The organism is Frankia sp. AvcI1 (genome assembly GCF_001420875.1).
GTDB classification, from domain to species: Bacteria; Actinomycetota; Actinomycetes; order Frankiales; family Frankiaceae; genus Frankia; species Frankia alni.
The window spans coordinates 283,160-298,868 of record NZ_LJFZ01000003.1 but is presented as its reverse complement, the minus strand read 5'-3'; the positions used below and the strand labels follow the sequence as shown (position 1 = coordinate 298,868).

The 15,709-nt window shown below is 73.1% G+C and carries 6 protein-coding genes and 29 pseudogenes; 1 reads left to right on the top strand and 34 read right to left on the bottom strand.

Translation table 11 applies throughout. The annotated features are described in order from the left end of the window. The 31 genes and pseudogenes from UK94_RS40240 to UK94_RS40110 form a co-directional block, all read right to left on the bottom strand. Positions 1 to 109 (bottom strand): annotated as a pseudogene (locus UK94_RS40240) (NADH-quinone oxidoreductase subunit J); the annotation flags it as partial. Beyond that, a pseudogene (gene nuoI / locus UK94_RS05035) lies at positions 106 to 707 on the bottom strand (NADH-quinone oxidoreductase subunit NuoI); the annotation flags it as partial. The pseudogenes nuoI and UK94_RS40240, both read right to left, overlap by 4 nt. 1 nt (position 708) lies before the next feature. Next, positions 709 to 768: pseudogene (locus UK94_RS72850) on the bottom strand (NADH-quinone oxidoreductase subunit I); the annotation flags it as partial. A 94-nt stretch (positions 769 to 862) separates the two neighbouring features. Next, positions 863 to 944: pseudogene (locus tag UK94_RS40235) on the bottom strand (hypothetical protein); the annotation flags it as partial. A gap of 33 nt (positions 945 to 977) precedes the next feature. Continuing rightward, positions 978 to 1,424, bottom strand: a pseudogene (locus UK94_RS40225) (NADH-quinone oxidoreductase subunit H); the annotation flags it as partial. Position 1,425: 1 nt separating this feature from the next. Then, positions 1,426 to 1,512, bottom strand: a pseudogene (locus tag UK94_RS40220) (hypothetical protein); the annotation flags it as partial. Position 1,513: 1 nt separating this feature from the next. Then, positions 1,514 to 1,615 (bottom strand): annotated as a pseudogene (locus tag UK94_RS40215) (NADH-quinone oxidoreductase subunit H); the annotation flags it as partial. A gap of 1 nt (position 1,616) precedes the next feature. Beyond that, positions 1,617 to 1,980 (bottom strand): annotated as a pseudogene (locus UK94_RS40210) (NADH-quinone oxidoreductase subunit H); the annotation flags it as partial. Position 1,981: 1 nt separating this feature from the next. After that, a pseudogene (locus UK94_RS40205) lies at positions 1,982 to 2,121 on the bottom strand (NADH-quinone oxidoreductase subunit H); the annotation flags it as partial. Then, positions 2,118 to 4,197 (bottom strand): annotated as a pseudogene (locus UK94_RS05025) (NADH-quinone oxidoreductase subunit G); the annotation flags it as partial. The pseudogenes UK94_RS40205 and UK94_RS05025, both read right to left, overlap by 4 nt. Position 4,198: 1 nt before the next feature. Further along, positions 4,199 to 4,838: 2Fe-2S iron-sulfur cluster-binding protein (locus UK94_RS40200; RefSeq protein ID WP_235486521.1), on the bottom strand; the 640-nt coding region annotated here is incomplete at its 3' end. Between the two features lie 2 nt (positions 4,839 to 4,840). Beyond that, positions 4,841 to 4,989: pseudogene (locus UK94_RS72845) on the bottom strand (NADH-quinone oxidoreductase subunit F); the annotation flags it as partial. 1 nt (position 4,990) lies between these two features. After that, positions 4,991 to 5,252 (bottom strand): annotated as a pseudogene (locus UK94_RS40195) (NADH-ubiquinone oxidoreductase-F iron-sulfur binding region domain-containing protein); the annotation flags it as partial. 14 nt (positions 5,253 to 5,266) lie between these two features. After that, positions 5,267 to 5,416, bottom strand: a pseudogene (locus UK94_RS40185) (SLBB domain-containing protein); the annotation flags it as partial. A 1-nt stretch (position 5,417) separates the two neighbouring features. After that, positions 5,418 to 5,872 (bottom strand): annotated as a pseudogene (locus UK94_RS40180) (NADH-quinone oxidoreductase subunit F); the annotation flags it as partial. A gap of 1 nt (position 5,873) precedes the next feature. After that, a pseudogene (locus UK94_RS40175) lies at positions 5,874 to 6,172 on the bottom strand (NADH-quinone oxidoreductase subunit F); the annotation flags it as partial. A 3-nt stretch (positions 6,173 to 6,175) separates the two neighbouring features. Then, entirely contained in the window at positions 6,176 to 6,946 is a 771-nt protein-coding gene (gene nuoE / locus UK94_RS05015) for an NADH-quinone oxidoreductase subunit NuoE (protein ID WP_041938841.1), read from the bottom strand. Beyond that, positions 6,946 to 7,323: pseudogene (locus tag UK94_RS40170) on the bottom strand (NADH dehydrogenase subunit D); the annotation flags it as partial. The gene nuoE and the pseudogene UK94_RS40170, both read right to left, overlap by 1 nt. A gap of 1 nt (position 7,324) precedes the next feature. Continuing rightward, positions 7,325 to 7,731: pseudogene (locus tag UK94_RS40165) on the bottom strand (NADH dehydrogenase subunit D); the annotation flags it as partial. A gap of 1 nt (position 7,732) precedes the next feature. Further along, positions 7,733 to 7,951: pseudogene (locus UK94_RS40160) on the bottom strand (NADH dehydrogenase subunit D); the annotation flags it as partial. Position 7,952: 1 nt separating this feature from the next. Next, positions 7,953 to 8,120: pseudogene (locus UK94_RS40155) on the bottom strand (NADH dehydrogenase subunit D); the annotation flags it as partial. 9 nt (positions 8,121 to 8,129) lie between these two features. Then, positions 8,130 to 8,334: pseudogene (locus UK94_RS40150) on the bottom strand (NADH dehydrogenase subunit D); the annotation flags it as partial. Between the two features lie 82 nt (positions 8,335 to 8,416). Beyond that, positions 8,417 to 8,488, bottom strand: a pseudogene (locus UK94_RS40145) (NADH-quinone oxidoreductase subunit C); the annotation flags it as partial. Position 8,489: 1 nt separating this feature from the next. Further along, positions 8,490 to 9,169, bottom strand: a 680-nt coding sequence (locus tag UK94_RS05005; RefSeq protein ID WP_235486519.1) for an NADH-quinone oxidoreductase subunit C, incomplete at its 3' end; no start/stop codon positions are given. Between the two features lie 382 nt (positions 9,170 to 9,551). Continuing rightward, positions 9,552 to 10,001, bottom strand: a pseudogene (locus UK94_RS40140) (NADH-quinone oxidoreductase subunit B family protein); the annotation flags it as partial. Between the two features lie 60 nt (positions 10,002 to 10,061). Beyond that, positions 10,062 to 10,277, bottom strand: a pseudogene (ndhC, locus tag UK94_RS40135) (NADH-quinone oxidoreductase subunit A); the annotation flags it as partial. A 1-nt stretch (position 10,278) separates the two neighbouring features. Further along, a pseudogene (locus tag UK94_RS40130) lies at positions 10,279 to 10,354 on the bottom strand (NADH-quinone oxidoreductase subunit A); the annotation flags it as partial. 425 nt (positions 10,355 to 10,779) lie between these two features. Next, positions 10,780 to 11,137: pseudogene (locus tag UK94_RS40125) on the bottom strand (FAD-dependent oxidoreductase); the annotation flags it as partial. A gap of 1 nt (position 11,138) precedes the next feature. Beyond that, positions 11,139 to 11,488, bottom strand: a pseudogene (locus UK94_RS40120) (FAD-dependent oxidoreductase); the annotation flags it as partial. 1 nt (position 11,489) lies between these two features. Then, positions 11,490 to 11,707, bottom strand: a pseudogene (locus UK94_RS40115) (FAD-dependent oxidoreductase); the annotation flags it as partial. Between the two features lies 1 nt (position 11,708). Further along, positions 11,709 to 12,084 (bottom strand): FAD-dependent oxidoreductase (locus tag UK94_RS40110; RefSeq protein WP_235486517.1); only part of this gene is annotated, 376 nt, incomplete at its 3' end. A gap of 741 nt (positions 12,085 to 12,825) precedes the next feature. Between UK94_RS40110 and UK94_RS04985 the strand changes: the two genes are divergently transcribed. Further along, positions 12,826 to 13,542 carry a dienelactone hydrolase family protein gene (locus tag UK94_RS04985; RefSeq protein WP_011602256.1) on the top strand — a complete coding sequence of 239 codons (717 nt, stop codon included), beginning with the start codon at positions 12,826 to 12,828 and terminating at the stop codon, positions 13,540 to 13,542. Between the two features lie 238 nt (positions 13,543 to 13,780). Here UK94_RS04985 and UK94_RS40105 read toward each other — a convergent pair. The 3 genes and pseudogenes from UK94_RS40105 to UK94_RS04975 all read right to left on the bottom strand — a co-directional run. Beyond that, positions 13,781 to 14,099 (bottom strand): annotated as a pseudogene (locus tag UK94_RS40105) (class I SAM-dependent methyltransferase); the annotation flags it as partial. Position 14,100: 1 nt separating this feature from the next. After that, positions 14,101 to 14,659, bottom strand: a 559-nt coding sequence (locus UK94_RS40100; RefSeq protein ID WP_235486516.1) for a class I SAM-dependent methyltransferase, incomplete at its 3' end; no start/stop codon positions are given. A 61-nt stretch (positions 14,660 to 14,720) separates the two neighbouring features. Beyond that, positions 14,721 to 15,708, bottom strand: a pseudogene (locus UK94_RS04975) (adenosine deaminase); the annotation flags it as partial. Position 15,709: the final 1 nt, after the last annotated feature.

The following is a 15,709-nucleotide window of genomic DNA, read 5'->3' as shown; positions in this document are numbered from 1 at the left end:
CGAGGGCGGCCAGCACCGCGATCGGCGCGAGGATCCAGAACACCGTGGCCTCGCCGGTGGAGGTGCTGGTGATCTCGCCCGCGGCGGCGAGCAGACTCCCGTGGGTCATCGCGGCCGCTCCGAACCGGCGCCGTGCGCGGGCACCTCGTCGGCCCGGGAGTGCTCGCCGGCCGTGCGTCGGTCGATGACGTCGGCGGCGCGGTCGGTACTGGAGTCGGAGCCGCCGGCGGCGGCGCGCTGCTCGTCGGTCACCTGCCAGGGCAGCGGTGCGTCGGGGTCGCGCACGTAGTAGTCGGTCTCGCTGGAACCGAGCCGCATCGGGTGCGGCGGGGCCTCCATGCCGGCGGCCAGCGGGGCGAGGAGCTGCTCCTTGGTGAAGATCAGATCCCGGCGGCTGTCGTCGGCGAGCTCGTAGTCGTTCGACATCGTCAGCGCCCGGGTCGGGCACGCCTCGATGCACAGCCCGCACAGGATGCAGCGCAGGTAGTTGATCTGGTAGACGCTGCCGTACCGCTCCCCCGGCGAGTAGCGCTCGGTCTCGGTGTTGTCGGCGCCCTCGACGTAGATGGCGTCGGCGGGGCAGGCCCACGCGCACAGCTCGCAGCCGACGCACTTCTCCAGCCCGTCCGGATGACGGTTGAGCTGGTGGCGGCCGTGGAACCGGGGCGCGGTCTCCTTCTTGTACTCCGGGTACTGCTCCGTCGTCGNCTTCTTGAACATCGTCGAGAAGGTGACGCCGAAGCCCTTGTAGGGGTCGAAGAAGCCCATGACTCAGCTCTCCTGACGCGGAGGAGGATCCGCGGGAATGACGGTGGACGACCCGTTGGCCGAGGTACCCGCAGGCACCGCCGGGCGGTGGTGNGCGCCGCCCGGTGGCGGGGGCGGCCACGGGATGCTTTCGAGGCTCGGAGCCTCGGCGAGCTTGCGGCGCTCGGCCTCCTCCANCTCCCGCTGGTGCTTCGCGCCGCCGGGATCGNGCAGCGCGACGATCAGCATGATGCCGATGACCACCCCGGCGCCGATCAGCCAGGGCGTGCGGTCGTCGACGTCCTTCTGGTAGACGCGGAAGGTCGCGATGACCAGGACCCACAGCAGGCCGACCGGGATCAGCACCTTCCAGCCGAACGCCATGAACTGGTCGTAGCGCAGCCGGGGCAGCGTCCCGCGCAGCCAGATGAAGAAGAACAGGAACAGCAGCAGCTTCAGGACGAACCAGATCAACGGCACCCAGCCGTGGTCCAGGCCGGACAGGCCCGGGATGGGCGGCGGCTGCCAGCCGCCGAGGAACAGCGTGGTCGCGATCGCGGAGACGGTGACCATGTTGATGTACTCGGCGAGGAAGAAGAAGGCGAACTTGATCGAGCTGTACTCGGTGTGGAAGCCGCCGACCAGCTCGCCCTCGGCCTCGGGCAGGTCGAAGGGGGNCCGGTTCGTCTCCCCGACCATCGAGATGCAGTACAGGACGAACGACGGCACCAGCGCGATGTACCAGCGCCCCGACTGGCTCTCCACNATCCCGGACGTCGACAGCGTGCCCGCGTAGATGAACACCGCGACGAACGACAGGCCCATCGCCACCTCGTAGGAGATGATCTGGGCCGCCGAGCGCAGGGAGNCGAGCAGCGGGTAGGTCGACCCGCTCGACCAGCCGGACAGGATCAGCCCGTACACCCCGAGCGAGGCCGCGGCGAGCATGTAGAGGACGCTGACGGGCAGGTCGGCGAGCTGGAGCGTGGTGCGCTCACCGAAGATCGAGACCTCCGGGCCGAACGGGATGACGGCGAAGGCGAGGAACGCCGGGACCGCCGAGAGGATCGGCGCCAGGATGAAGATCGGCTTGTCGGCAAGGGCCGGGATCAGGTCTTCCTTGAGCATCAGCTTGGCGCCGTCGGCGAGGCTCTGCAGCCAGCCCTTCGGGCCGTGGCGGTTCGGCCCGACCCGCTGCTGCATCTTCGCGACGACCTTGCGCTCGAACACGATNGAGAACAACGTCATCAGCAGCAGGAAGGCGAAGACCGCCACGCCCTTGAGCAGGATCAGCCAGAACGGGTCGTCGCCGAAGCCGGAGAGGTCCGGGTCGACCGGGGCGGCGAGCACGAGCGTGGAGGCGGTGACGCTCATGGCCGGCCCCCCGCGGGCTCGTCGCCGACCCGGCGCGGCGCCGGGGCGACCGCGTCCACGGTCCTGGGCAGCACCGGCGGCGCGGCCGGACCCCCGGGCGGGGGCGACGTCGGCGGTGCAGCCGTTCCCGGCGGTCCGGCCGCGGGTGGCCGGGAGCCGGCGGGCGACGTCTCGACCGTCACGGCGGTGTCGCGGGCGGCGGTGAGCTCGGCCCCCAGCGCCGTGCCGCGGCGCTGGTCGACGCCGAACGTGTCGGTGCCGGCGGGCCGGGCGGTGCCGCCGGCCGCGATCCGGACGACGACGCCGGCGCGGGCGGCCAGCGAGCGGCGCACGTGCGAGCCCGGCGAGTGGGTGGGCACCCAGACGACGCGGTCGGGCATGGCGGCCGGCTCGTAGGGCAGGGTGACCGACCCCCGGCCGCTGCGCACCGTCACCAGCTCCCCGGCGGCCACTCCGATCTCGGCGGCGGTCGCCGCGGACAGGCGGACGCGGGCGGGCCGGGCGGTGCCGGCGAGGTACGGCTCGTCGACGAGCAGGGCGCCGTCGTCGACGAGCTGGTGCCAGGTGGCGAGCACCGCCTCGCCCGGTCCGGGGACGCTCGCGGCCTCGGCGGGATCGGCCGGCGCGGGCACCCGGGGGACGCCGCTGCCGGCGCGGCCGACGTCGCGCAGCTCGCGGGCGGCGGCGCCGGTGTCGGGCAGGCGCAGGTCGATGCCCATCTCGGCGGCGAGCAGGTGGAGCACGCGCACGTCGGGCAGCGCCGGGGTGTCCAGCGCCCGCTGGAACGGCCGCAGTCGGCCTTCCCAGTCGACGAACGAGCCGGCCTTCTCCGCCACCGGCGCGACCGGCAGCACCACGTCGGCGACCTCGGCGATGGCCGAGCGCCGCACCTCCAGCGACACGCAGAACGGCACGCGGGCCAGCGCGGCCAGCGCGGCGGCGGGGTCGGGCAGGTCCTCGGCGTCCACCCCGGCGACGAGGATCCCGTCGAGGCGACCGGCGGCGGCCGCGGCGAGGATGCCGTCGGTGTCGCGGCCGGGCGCGCCGAGCAGCCGGCCGCCCCAGAATGCCTCGACCTCGGCGCGGGCGGCGGGGTCGGCGACCGGGCGGCCGCCGGGCAGCAGCGAGGGCAGCAGCCCGGCGGAGACGGCGCCGCGGTCCCCGGCGCGGCGCGGCACCCAGGCGAGCGCGGCGCCGGTGGCCTCGGCGAGGCGCAGGACGGCGGACAGCGTCCCGGGGATCTCACCGGCCCGCTCGCCGACGAGGATGACCGCGCCGGGCTCCCGCACGGCGCGGGCCGTCGCGGCCAGCGGGGAGGTGCCGCCCACCCCGAGGCCGGCGTCGGCGAGCGCGTCGAGGACGGCCGGCTCCGCGCCGGGCTCGGTGGTGACCAGCGTCCCGGCGAGCTTGGCCAGCCCGCGGGTGACCAGCGGCGCGAGCGCGTGCACGGCGGTGGCGTGCTTGTCGGCGGCCTTGCGCAGCCGCAGGAAGACGATCGGCGACTCCTCCTCCGGCTCGAAGGCGACGAGCAGCACCGCCGGCGCCGCCTCCAGGTCGGCGTAGGTCACCCCGATGCCGGTGCCGGCGACCGTGTGGCCGAGGAACTGCTCCTCCTCGGCGGAGTGCGGCCGGGCGCGGAAGTCCACGTCGTTGGTGGCCAGCGCCACCCGGGTGAACTTGGCGTAGGCGTAGGCGTCCTCGCGGGTCAGCCGGCCGCCGGCGAGCACGCCGACGCCGTGCCGGTCACGGCATTCGGCCAGGCCCCGGGCGGCGTACTCGAGCGCCTCGGACCAGGTGGCCTCGACGAGCTGCCCGGTGTCGTCGTCGCGGATCAGCGGCGTGGTCAGCCGGTCGGCGGCGCGGGCGTAGGCGAACGCGAAGCGGCCCTTGTCGCAGTTCCACTCCTCGTTGACCGCCGGGTCGTCGCCGGCGAGGCGGCGCATCACCCTGCCGCGGCGGTGGTCGGTGCGCAGGCTGCATCCCGACGCGCAGTGCTCGCACGCCGTCGGCGTGGAGACCAGGTCGAACGGGCGCGCCCGGAACCGGTAGGCGGCGCTGGTGAGCGCGCCGACCGGGNAGATCTGCACCGTGTTGCCGGAGAAGTAGGAGGAGAACGGCTGGCCGTCGCTGACCGCGACCTGCTCGGCGGCGCCGCGCTCGAACAGCTCGATGAACGGGTCCCCGGCGATCTGCGCGGAGAACCGGGTACAGCGGGCGCACAGCACGCAGCGTTCCCGGTCGAGAAGGATCTCGGTGGAGATCGCCAGCGGCTTCGGGTAGGCCCGCTTGGTCTCCTTGAACCGGGAGACGGCGCCGCCGTTGGCCATCGACTGGTTCTGCAGCGGGCACTCGCCGCCCTTGTCGCAGATCGGGCAGTCGAGCGGGTGGTTGAGCAGCAGGAACTCAATGTTGCCGGCCTGGGCCTTGCGGGCGACCGGCGAGGTGAGCTGGGTCTTCACGACCATGTCGGCGGTGACGGTCGTCGTGCAGGAGGCAACCGGCTTGCGCTGGCCCTCCACCTCGACGATGCACTGCCGGCAGGCGCCGACGGGGTCGAGCAGCGGATGGTCGCAGAACCGCGGGATCTCGATGCCGAGCAGCTCCGCCGCCCGGATGATCAGCGTGCCCTTGGGGACGCTGACCGGCAGCCCGTCGACGGTCAGGGTGACGAGATCCGGGGCGGCCGGCGCGGCCGGCTGGGATGGGGCGACGGTCATGATCAGTGCGCTCCCGCGTAGGCGCCCGGGGTGGGGGCGGGCGCGCCGTTGCCGGCCGCGTCGCCGCCCGGGGTGGGATCCGGCTTCGAGGTCACCGCGCTCACCGGGATGAACTCGTCCCGGAAGTACTTGATCCCCGACACGATCGGGGNGGTGGCCCCGTCGGCCAGCGCGCAGAACGCCCGGCCGAAGATGTTGTCGCAGGCGTCGACGAGGGTGTCGACGTCGGAGGCGTCGCCCTGGCCCCGCTCCAGCCGGGACAGGATCTTCACCATCCAGCTCGTGCCCTCGCGGCACGGGGTGCACTTGCCGCACGACTCGTGGGCGTAGAACTGGGTGAGCCGGCGGACGACCCGGAGCATGTCGGTCGTCTCATCCATAATCATCAAAGCTGCGGTGCCCAGCAGCGAGCCGNCCTCCTGCATGCNCTCGAAGTCGAGCGGGGCGTCGAGGTGCTCCGCGGTGAGCATCGGGGTGGACGACCCGCCCGGCGTCCACGCCTTCAGCGCGCGCCCCCCGCGCACCCCGCCGGCCAGCTCCAGCAGCTCGCGCAGGGTGGTGCCCATCGGGACCTCGTANTGGCCGGGCCGGGTGACGTGGCCGGACAGGCTGAAGATCTTCGGGCCCGGGGCGCGTTCCCGGCCCATCGTGCGGAACCAGTCGACCCCGTAGTTGACGATGTACGGCACGGTCGCGATCGTCTCGACGTTGTTGACGACGGTGGGGGACGCGTACAGCCCGTGCGTCGCCGGGAACGGCGGGCGCAGCCGCGGCTGGCCGCGCCGGCCCTCCAGCGAGTCGAGCAGGGCCGTCTCCTCGCCGCAGATGTAGGCGCCGGCGCCGGAGTGGACGACGAGGTCGAGGTCGAAGCCGCTGCCGAGGATGTCGCGGCCGAGGTAGCCGGCGGCGTACGCCTCGGCGACCGCGGCGCGCAGCCGGCGGCCGGCGTGGATCAGCTCGCCGCGCAGGTAGATGAACGCCCGGTTGGCCCGCACCGCGTAGGCGGCGATGATGATGCCCTCGACGAGCGAGTGNGGGTCGGCCTTCATCAACGGGGCGTCCTTGCAGGTGCCGGGCTCGCCCTCGTCGGCGTTGATGACGAGGTAGTGCGGCTTGCCGTCGCCCTGCGGGATGAAGCCCCACTTCATCCCGGTGGGGAAGCCGGCGCCGCCGCGCCCGCGAAGCCCCGAGTCCTTGATGAGCTTGATCAGGTCGTCGGGGTCACCGGCCAGCGCCGTGCGCAGCGCGACGTAGCCGTCGAGCCGGCGGTAGGTCTCGATCGTCCACGACTCCGGGGTGTTCCAGCGCCGGGTGAGGACCGGGGTGACAGGCATCGATCAGTTCCCCTTCCGCTCGGAGGATGCCGGAGCCGGAACCGGAACCGGAGCCGCGGCCGGGGCCGCGGGGCCGGTGCCCTGGCCCGCGACGGGCGGCGTGGCGGCCACCAGCGGCGCGGGGGCCTGGTCGGCCCGCCAGCCGGCGGCCTCGGCGAGCAGCAGGCCGGCGACCGACGGCTCGCCGACGCCCGGTCCCGCGACGCCGGCCGGGCGCTCGTCGGCGAACCCGGCGAGCTGGCGGGACGTCTCGGCGAACGAGCACAGCGGACCGCCACGGGTCGGCGCCGGGCGCTCCCCGGCCTGCAGGCCCTCGACGATCGCCACCGCCGAGTCCGGGTCGACCTGGTCGTAGAACTCGTAGTTCACCGTCATCACCGGCGCGTAGTCGCAGGCGGCGAGGCACTCGGCGTGTTCGAGGGTGATCGAACCGTCCGGGGTCGTCTCGTCGTGGCCGACGCCGAGGCGCTCGGCGACCCGGGCGAAGACCTCGTCCCCACCGAGCAGCGCGCAGGACAGGTTCGTGCAGACCGAGACGAGGTAGTCGCCGACGGGCCGGCGCTTGTACATCGTGTAGAAGGTCGCGACCGCGCCGACCTCGGCCTGGGTGATGCCGAGCGTGTCCGCGCAGAAGGTCACCCCCTCGGTCGTCACGCTGCCCTGCTCCGCCTGCACCAGGTGCAGCAGCGGCAGCAGCGCCGAGCGGGAGCGGCCGGCCGGGTAGCGAGCGATGATCTCGGCCGCGGCGGCGTGGGTCTCGGGCGAGAAGGCCATCACCGATCAACTCCCCCGAGCACCGGGTCCACCGAGGCGACCCCGACGATCACGTCCGCCACCTGGCCGCCCTCGGTCAGCGCCGGGACGGCCTGCAGGTTGACGAAGCTGGGGTCGCGGACGTGGACGCGGAACGGTCTCGTCCCGCCGTCGCTGACGACGTGGTAGCCGAGCTCGCCGCGGGGCGACTCGATCTGCGTGTAGACCTGGCCGGGCGGCACCCGGAAGCCCTCGGTGACGAGCTTGAAGTGGTGGATGAGGGCCTCCATCGAGGTCCCCATGATGTTCCTGATGTGGGCCAGCGAGTTGCCCATCCCGTCCGCGCCGATCGACAGCTGCGCCGGCCAGGCGATCTTCTTGTCGGCGACCATGACCGGNCCCGGCCGCAGCCGGTCCAGGCACTGCTCGATGATCTTCAGGGACTCGCCCATCTCCTCCAGCCGCACCAGGTAGCGGGCGAAGGAGTCCGCCTCCAGGGCGGTCGGCACGTCGAACTCGTAGGTCTCGTAGCCGCAGTAGGGCATGGTCTTGCGCAGGTCCCAGGGCAGGCCCGCGGCCCGCAGCACCGGCCCGGTGACGCCCAGCGCGATGCAGCCGGCGGCGTCGAGGACGTTGACGTCGACCATCCGCGCCTTCCAGATCGGCTGGCCGGTCAGCAGCCGGTGGTACTCGCGGATCCGCTTGGGCATGTCGGCGAGGAACTCCCGGATGGCCCGCTCCGTGCCGTCCGGGAGATCCTGGGCCAGGCCGCCGGGGCGGATGAAGGCGTGGTTCATCCGCAGCCCNGTGATGAGCTCCAGCAGGTCGAGAACCTTCTCCCGCTCCCGGAACCCGAAGATCATCGCAGTGGTGGCGCCGAGCTCCATCCCGCCGGTGGCCAGCCACACCAGGTGCGAGGCGATCCGTTGCAGCTCCATCACCAGCACCCGGATGACGGTCGCCCGCTCGGGGATGTCGTCGGTGATGCCGAGCAGCTTCTCCACCGACAGGCAGTAGGCCGCCTCGNTGTACAGCGGGGACAGGTAGTCCGCACGGGTGAGGAAGGTGACCGCCTGGGTCCAGGTCCGGTACTCGCAGCTCTTCTCGATCCCGGTGTGCAGGTAGCCGATGACGAGGCGGGTCTCGGTGACCGTCTCGCCGTCGATCTCCAGCACGAGGCGCAGCACGCCGTGGGNGGAGGGGNGCTGCGGCCCCATGTTGACGACGATGCGCTCGGCGTCCTGCTCGCCGGCGCCGAGGATCTCCTCCCAGTCGCCGCCGGTGACGGTGTAGACGCGGCCGGAGGCGGACTCGGTGAAGCCGGCCTCGTAGGCCGAGGACCCGTCGCCGGGCTGGGCGGCGCCGTCGGTGGACTGGCCGGTGGACGTGTGGGGCGCGGTGGATGTGTGNGGGGTCGACGTGCTGGGCGTCATAGCGAACCTCGGATGTCGCCTCGGGGATGNAGGCGGCCGGTCAGGGCCTGGTGCGGGATCACGAGTAGCTCCGGCGCTCGTCCGGTGGTGGGACCGTGGCGCCCTTGTAGTCGACCGGGATGCCGCCCAGNGGGTAGTCCTTGCGCTGCGGGTGCCCGATCCAGTCGTCCGGCATCATGATCCGGGTCAGCCCGGGGTGGCCGGTGTAGATGATGCCGAACAGGTCGTAGGCCTCCCGCTCGTGCCAGTCCGCGGTGGGCCACACCGAGGTCAGGCTCGGCAGCGTGGGGTCGGCGTCGGCGACGGAGACCTCCAGGCGCAGCCGGCGGCGGTGGGTCATCGAGGTCAGGTGGACCACCGAGTGCAGTCGGCGGCCGGTGACGTCGTCCGGATAGTCCACTCCGGACAGCGACGACAGCAGCTCGAAGCGCAGCCCCGGGTCGTCGCGCAGGGTCTGGGCCAGCGCCGGCAGACCCTCCCGGCGCACGTGCAGGGTCAGCTCGCCGCGGTCGACGACGGCCCGCTCGACGGCGTCGCCGAGCTGCGGGAAGACGCGTTCGAGGGTGTCGTAGACCGCGTCGGCGTCGGCGTCGCCGAACGGCCGCTCGCTGGCGGCCAGCACCGGGGCCGGGGCGACGAGGCGACCGAACCCGGAGGTGTCGCCGGTGCCGCCGGCACCGAACGCGTCGTGGCGCCGACCCGGCCGCAGACCGTCGCCGCCGCCCACGCCGTTGCCGCCGCCCACCAGCTCGCCGGCGCCGTTCGCCGCGGCCCCGCTCTCGTCGAGGGCGCCGGCGTCAGGGGGTGTCATGGGTCGCTCCCGGGGCGGCGTCGCTGTCGGCCGTGTCGGCTGCGTCGGCGATGTCGGCGGTAGTCGGACCGGGACCGTGGGCCCGCGACTCGTCGAGGGGCTTGGCGTCGACGGGGATTCCCTTGGCCCGCCCGAACACCGACGGCGGGGCTATCGCGGCCGGCCGGCGGGTGTCGAGGACGGGTTCGACGGCGCCGCGGCCCGTCGGGACCGGCGCGCCGGCCGGGATCCGGAAACGCTTGCGGTCGTTGACGGACAGCGTCCGGGTGTCGAGCTCACCCGCGGGCAGCCCGGCGCGGGCGGTGGCCACGTCGATCGGCTTGGGGTAGGGCGACGAACCGGACTCGGTGTGCGCGGTCCTGCCGGTGACCGGCCCGGCGAGGATCTTCTCGTGCAGCTTGATGATGGCGTCCATCAGCATCTCCGGCCGCGGCGGGCAGCCGGGCAGGTACATGTCGACCGGGACGATGTGGTCGACGCCCTGCACGATGGCGTAGTTGTTGAACATGCCGCCGCTGCTGGCGCAGACGCCCATCGACAGCACCCACTTGGGCTCGGGCATCTGGTCGTAGATCTGCCGCAGCACCGGCGCCATCTTCTGACTCACCCGGCCGGCGACGATCATCAGGTCGGCCTGGCGGGGGCTGGCCCGGAAGACCTCCATGCCGAACCGGGACAGGTCGTAGCGGCCGGCGCCGGTGGACATCATCTCGATCGCGCAGCAGGCCAGCCCGAAGGTCGCCGGCCACAGCGACGACCGCCGCGACCAGTTGGCGAGCTTCTCGACGCTGGCGAGGAGCACGCCACCGGGCAGCTTCTCCTCTAGTCCCATTCCAGACCTCCACGACGCCACTCGTAGGCGTATGNGACGAAGATCGTCGCCATGAACAGNGCCATCGCACCGAGGCCGAACACCTTGAGGCTGTCGAAGGCGACCGCCCACGGGAACAGGAAGATGATCTCGATGTCGAAGACGATGAAAAGCATCGCGGTGTTGTAGTACTTCACCGGGAAGCGTTGCGGTCCGGCCGGGGCCGGAGAGGGTTCGATCCCGCACTCGTAGGCGTCGATCTTCGCGCGGTTGAACCGGCGCGGGCCGATGAGCGCGNCCGCCGCGACGGAACCGACCGCGAACAGGGTCGCGATCGCCAGCAGAACGAGGATCGGCACGTAGTTCGAGAGCATGCCGAACTCCTCCCCTTCGAAAGAGTGTTGCCGGACGTTATAAGGAATGGCTTTCCGGTGAACGGATCGCAAACGGTCCGCACTCGGTGTTCGTCACGCTTCTGNCCATGTGCCCGCGGCGCCGACAGCGCGGCGCCCACAGGGATTCCCGTGCCAGATCCCCTGGNCCGGTGGTACTTCGCCGCCTCGCCGGCCGCTCCGACCGGTTCCCCCCAGGACCTGTGACCCGAGAACCTCCGACGACGGGCTGGTCCCACAGTCCTGTCCGCGGAGAAAGCGGAGAAAGCGGTCCGAACACGCTTCGGCGACCTGCCGCACTCCGGTGCGCAACCGGTCCACCGGCACCGACACCGAAGCGCGCGACATAGCGCAATTCCGTCGATCCGGCCCGCGCCGCACGCCACCGGATCGACCCGGATAACACGTCAGGCCGCGGGAGCGAGCCGGGTCATGGCATTGATCAGTCGGTCCATCGCATCCCCTCCCCGGGGGTCGGTGAGATTCGCCATGATCTTCAGGACAAAACGCATGAGGGTCGGCCGCGGCAGCCCGTACTTCGTGCCGAGCGCCATGATGGTCGGATTCCCGATGAGCTGGACGAAGTACCGCCCGAGCGTGTAATACCCGCCGTACTGGGCGCGGATCATCGCCGGATAGTGACCGAGGGCGCGTTCCCGGGCGGGCCCCTCGGCGCGGGCGAGCGCCTGCACGGCGACCTCGGCCGCGTACCGGCCGGACTCCAGCGCGTAGGCGATGCCCTCGCCGTTGAACGGGTTGACCATGNCGCCGGAGTCGCCGACGAGCAGCACCCCGTCGCGGTAGTGCGGGGTGCGGTTGAAGCCCATCGGCAGGGCGCTGCCGCGCACCGGGCCGATCGCATTGTCCTCGGTGAAGCCCCACTCCGGCGGCAGCGCCGCGAGCCAGCGACGCAACAGATCGGTGTAGTTGGTGTTCTGGAAGGCGTCGGTGGTGTTCAGCAGGCCGAGACCGACGTTGCTGGTGCCGTCGCCGACGCCGAAGATCCAGCCGTAGCCGGGCAGCAGCCGGCTCTCGCGCGGGCGGCCCTCCCACAGCTCGAGGTGGGACTCGAGGTGGTCGTCGTGGGTCAGGGGGCTGCGGTAGTACCGGCGGACGNCGACGCCGAGCGGCCGGTCCTCCCGGCGGCGGATGCCGAGCGCCAGCGCGATCCGGGCACTGTTGCCGTCCGCGGCGATGACCAGCGGCGCACGGTAGGTCACCGGCTCCCGGTCGGGCCCGGTGCGCGCCAGGACCCCGACGACCCGGCCGGTGCGCTCGTCGAGCAGCGGCCCGGTCACGGCCGTGCCCTCCTGCAGCCGGGCGCCGGCCTTCACCNCGTGCCTGGCGAGCAGGTCGTCGAAGTCCAGCCGGGGGCGCACGAGGCCGTAGTCGGGCCAGCTCGCCAGGTCCGGCCAGGGCAGCTCCATCCGCACGCCGCCGCCGACGATGCGCAGCCCCTTGTTGCGGGCCCAGCCGGCGGCGGGCGAGGTGTCGATGCCCATCTCGACGAGGCTGCGCACGGCGCGCGGGGTCAGCCCGTCGCCGCAGACCTTCTCCCGCGGGAAGGTCGTCTTCTCGACCAACAGGACGTCGAGCCCGGTGCTGGCGAGGTGGTAGGCGGCCGACGAACCACCGGGGCCGGCGCCGACCACGATGACGTCGGCGTCGGTTGTCGACCCGCCGCCCACGCCGTCAGTCCTTGTCGTCGCCATGGCCACCCATTGCTCCGGATCTGCTCGACCACCCGTCCCGGGAGTACTCCCGGCCGGGACCCTCCGCTTGAGTGCTCGTGAAATTCTTCACGAGCGTCCTCGGCGAGTGTAGGCCCTACGCAGGCCAATCGCACCAACCAGGATGCGCTGAAGACCGGACGAGTCGACTTCGCGCACCCAATGACCACTGTGAGCGACCGTTTCCCGCTCCCGGCCCGCATGGAGCCGTCGCGGCGTCCTGGCGCAACTTCTAGATAGGCGTATAATCCCGACCTCTCTCCTCTCAGGACCGCTGGTCGCGAGCGGGGCACGCCCTCCGGCCTCTCCGGCGCGTCACGCTTCGCAACTCACCCACTACGTGCAGCCGACGGCCAGAAACGGCCCATGGCACCTTCTCCCCACGGGGTGGGATCACCGCCTGTGCGGGGTAGTCACCCGCTGGCCGCCCGAAACGCGGCGCTCGTCCGCGGGCGCCGGATGCGTCGCGGCGGTGCCGTCGGGACCGTACGGGGCACGTCCGGACCAGGCGGCGCCGCCCGAACGGGCGGTCTCGACCGGCCCAGGCGGGTGACGTCCGGCCGGAAGGGACCACCCTGACCTGGCAGCCACGACATTCTGNCCCGACCCGATCCGCCCCTCTGTCCACCCGACCGCCAGCCGCCTCGCCCACGCCGTGTCATCTAACCCCGAGTAGCGCAAAGTAGCCCAAACTGCCGCAATGGTTCCGAATCGAGAGAGCCGATGACCGAAGAGACCGTCGTCCTCCCCACCGCCGACGGACCTGCCCCGGCGATGCTCGCCGAACCCGACGGTCCCGTGCGCGGCGGCGTCGTCGTCCTGCATGAGGCGTTCGGCCTCACCGAGCACGTGCAGGGACTCTGTGCCCGCTTCGCCCGCACCGGGTGGCGGGCGATCGCGCCCGACCTGTTCCACCGCGTCGGCTCGCCGGTGTTCGACTACGACGACATCGCCTCGGCGGTGAAGGTGGTCGAGGACCTCGACGGCACGGACCTGCTCGACGACGTCGACGCCGCCCTCGCCGTCCTCGCCGAGGAGGGGACGGCATTGGACCGCTGCGCCGTCGTCGGCTTCTGCCTCGGCGGGAACATCGCCTTCCAGGCCGCGGTCGCCCGCCCGTTCGGTGCCGCGGTCACGTTCTACGGCGGCGGGATCCGCACCCGGCGCTTCGGCGAGCCGAGCCTGCTGGAGATCGCCGGGCGGCTGCAGGCACCGTGGCTCGGCCTGTACGGCGACCAGGATCCGAGCATCCCCGTCGAGGACGTCGAGGCGCTGCGGGCCGCGGCGGCCGAGGCTCCCGTGCCCACCGAGATCATCCGCTATTCCGAGGCCGGGCACGGCTTCCACAACGACGCCCGCCCCGCGTCCCACCATCCGACATCCGCCCGCGACGCCTGGTCGCGCACCCTGACCTGGTTCGACTCCCACCTGCCCGGCTGACCCCGCCTCCGGCGCGGCGCGCAACTGCGGGGCCGAAGTGCGGTGCGGCCGAAGTGCGGTGCGGAATGCACGCTCTGACGCCGAGAACCGTGCTGAACGCACCGCAGTCCGGTGTGGCACTGCGGGCGGGTCGGAGGTGTGGTCAGGTCGAGGGCATGGTCAGTCGGGGCGTGGTCAGTCGGGGGCGTGGTCAGTCGGGGGCGTGGTCAGTCGGGGGCGTGGTCAGTCGGGGGCGTGGTCAGTCGGGGGCGTGGCCGCGGTGGAGGGCGACGACGCCGCCGGTGAGGTTGCGCCAGGTGACGCGGGACCAGCCGGCCTCGCGCAGCAGGTCGGCGAGCTCGGCCTGGGCCGGCCACGCCCGGATCGACTCGGCCAGGTAGACGTAGGAGTCCGGGCTGCTGCTGACCGTGCGGGCGACCTTCGGCAACGCCCGCATCAGGTACTCCAGGTAGACGGTCCGCCAGGGGCCCCACACCGGGCGGGAGAACTCGCAGACGACGAGCGAGCCGCCGGGCCGGGTGACCCGGCGCAGCTCGGTAAGGCAGCGCACGGTGTCGNCCACGTTGCGCAGCCCGAACGAGATCGTCGTGCGGTCGAACGCGGCGTCGGGGAACGGCAGGTGCAGCCCGTCCCCGCCAGCCAGCACCACCCGTCCCACACCCGAGTCCGCCGCCCCCAGATCCGCGGCGCCCGGGTCCGCGGCGCCCGGGTCCGCGGCGCCCGGGTCCGCGGCGCCTGAACCCGCGGCAACCGAACCTGCTGCAACCGAACCCGGGGCGCCCGAGGCCGGGGCTCCGGTGGCCGAGAAGGTCGGGCTGGCGGGCAGCGGCTTCTCGGCGAGACGACGCTGGCCGGCGCGCAGCATGCCCAGGGAGAAGTCGCAGGCGACGACGTCCGCGCCGGCCTCGGCGAAGGCCCGCGAGGACGTGGCCGTGCCGGCGGCGAGGTCGAGGACCCGCAGGCCCGGGCGCAGATCGAGGAAGGCGGCGGTGGCGCGCCGCCAGGTCCGGTCGAGGCCGCCGGAGAGCACGGCGTTGGTCAGGTCGTAGCGCCCGGCCACCCCGTCGAACATCGCCGCGACCTCCTGCGGTCGCTTGTCCAGCCCGGCCCTACCCACAGCGCCCCCTCCCGTCGTCGACCCCGATCCACGCCGCACCGATCCGAACCCTCCGCTCCGCTCAGCCACCGGCCGGTCCACCGGCCGCGAGGCCCCTGGCCGTCGGTCCCGCCGCCGCGCCTCCCCCGGCCGCAGATCCCCCGCCCGCAGACCTACCGGCGGTGGACCCGCCGTCGAGCAGCTCGGCGTCGAAGCGGGCGAGGGCCGCCGGGGCCGCGGCGCGGGCCGCCTGCTCGGCGGCGTCCCAGTCGGTGGCCGCACCGAGGCGGCGCAGCCGGTCGCGGGTCGCCTCGTCGCACAGCGCCCCGGCGACGCCGGCCGCGTACAGGTCACGGGCCCGGGCGCCGAGCCCGGCGGCGACGGCGTACTCGGTGCCGAGGTCGGTGCCGAACATCGCCGGGTCGTCGGTGGCCAGTGAACAGGCCACGCCGGCCGCGTGCAACGCGGCAAGCGGATGGTCGCCCAGGCGGACCACCGAGCGGGTGCGCAGGTTCGACACGGGGCAGACGTCCAGCACGGTCCCCGTGTCGACCAGGCGGCGCAGCAGCGCCGGGTCCTCGATCGCGCGGATGCCGTGGCGGATCCGCCGGGCGCCAAGCGCGTCGAGCGCGCCCTGGATCGACGCCGGGCCGTCGGTCTCCCCCGCATGCGGCACCGCGGCGAGCCCGGCGTCCGCGGCCAGGGCGAACGCGGGCGCGAACGGCTCCGGCGGATGGCCGATCTCGGGACCGCCGAGCCCGAGGCCGACGACGCCCCGCTCGGCGAAGCGCGCCGCCCAGCGGGCCACCTCGGTCGCCGCCTCGACGGGCAGCACCCGGTCGATGTCCGGGGTCAGCCGCACCTCGACACCGAACCGCTCCCGGGCCTCGATCGCCCCGTCGGCGTAGCCGTGGAAGATCTCCTCGACCCGGACACCGCGCTGCACACGGAACCACGGCGAGAAGATGCCCTCCACGTAGACGGCGCCGTGCGCGGCCGCCTCGGCGGCGTAGTCGACGACGACCTGGCGGAAGTCGGCCTCGGTCCGCATCACGTGCGTCGTCATGACCN

What these genes read in the sequence shown, in the direction of transcription:
- nuoE (WP_041938841.1), bottom strand. Translation starts at nt 6,946, where the DNA reads ATGGCCTTCTCGCCCGAGACCCACGCCGCCGCGGCCGAGATCATCGCT.
- UK94_RS04985 (WP_011602256.1), top strand. Translation starts at nt 12,826, where the DNA reads ATGACCGAAGAGACCGTCGTCCTCCCCACCGCCGACGGACCTGCCCCG.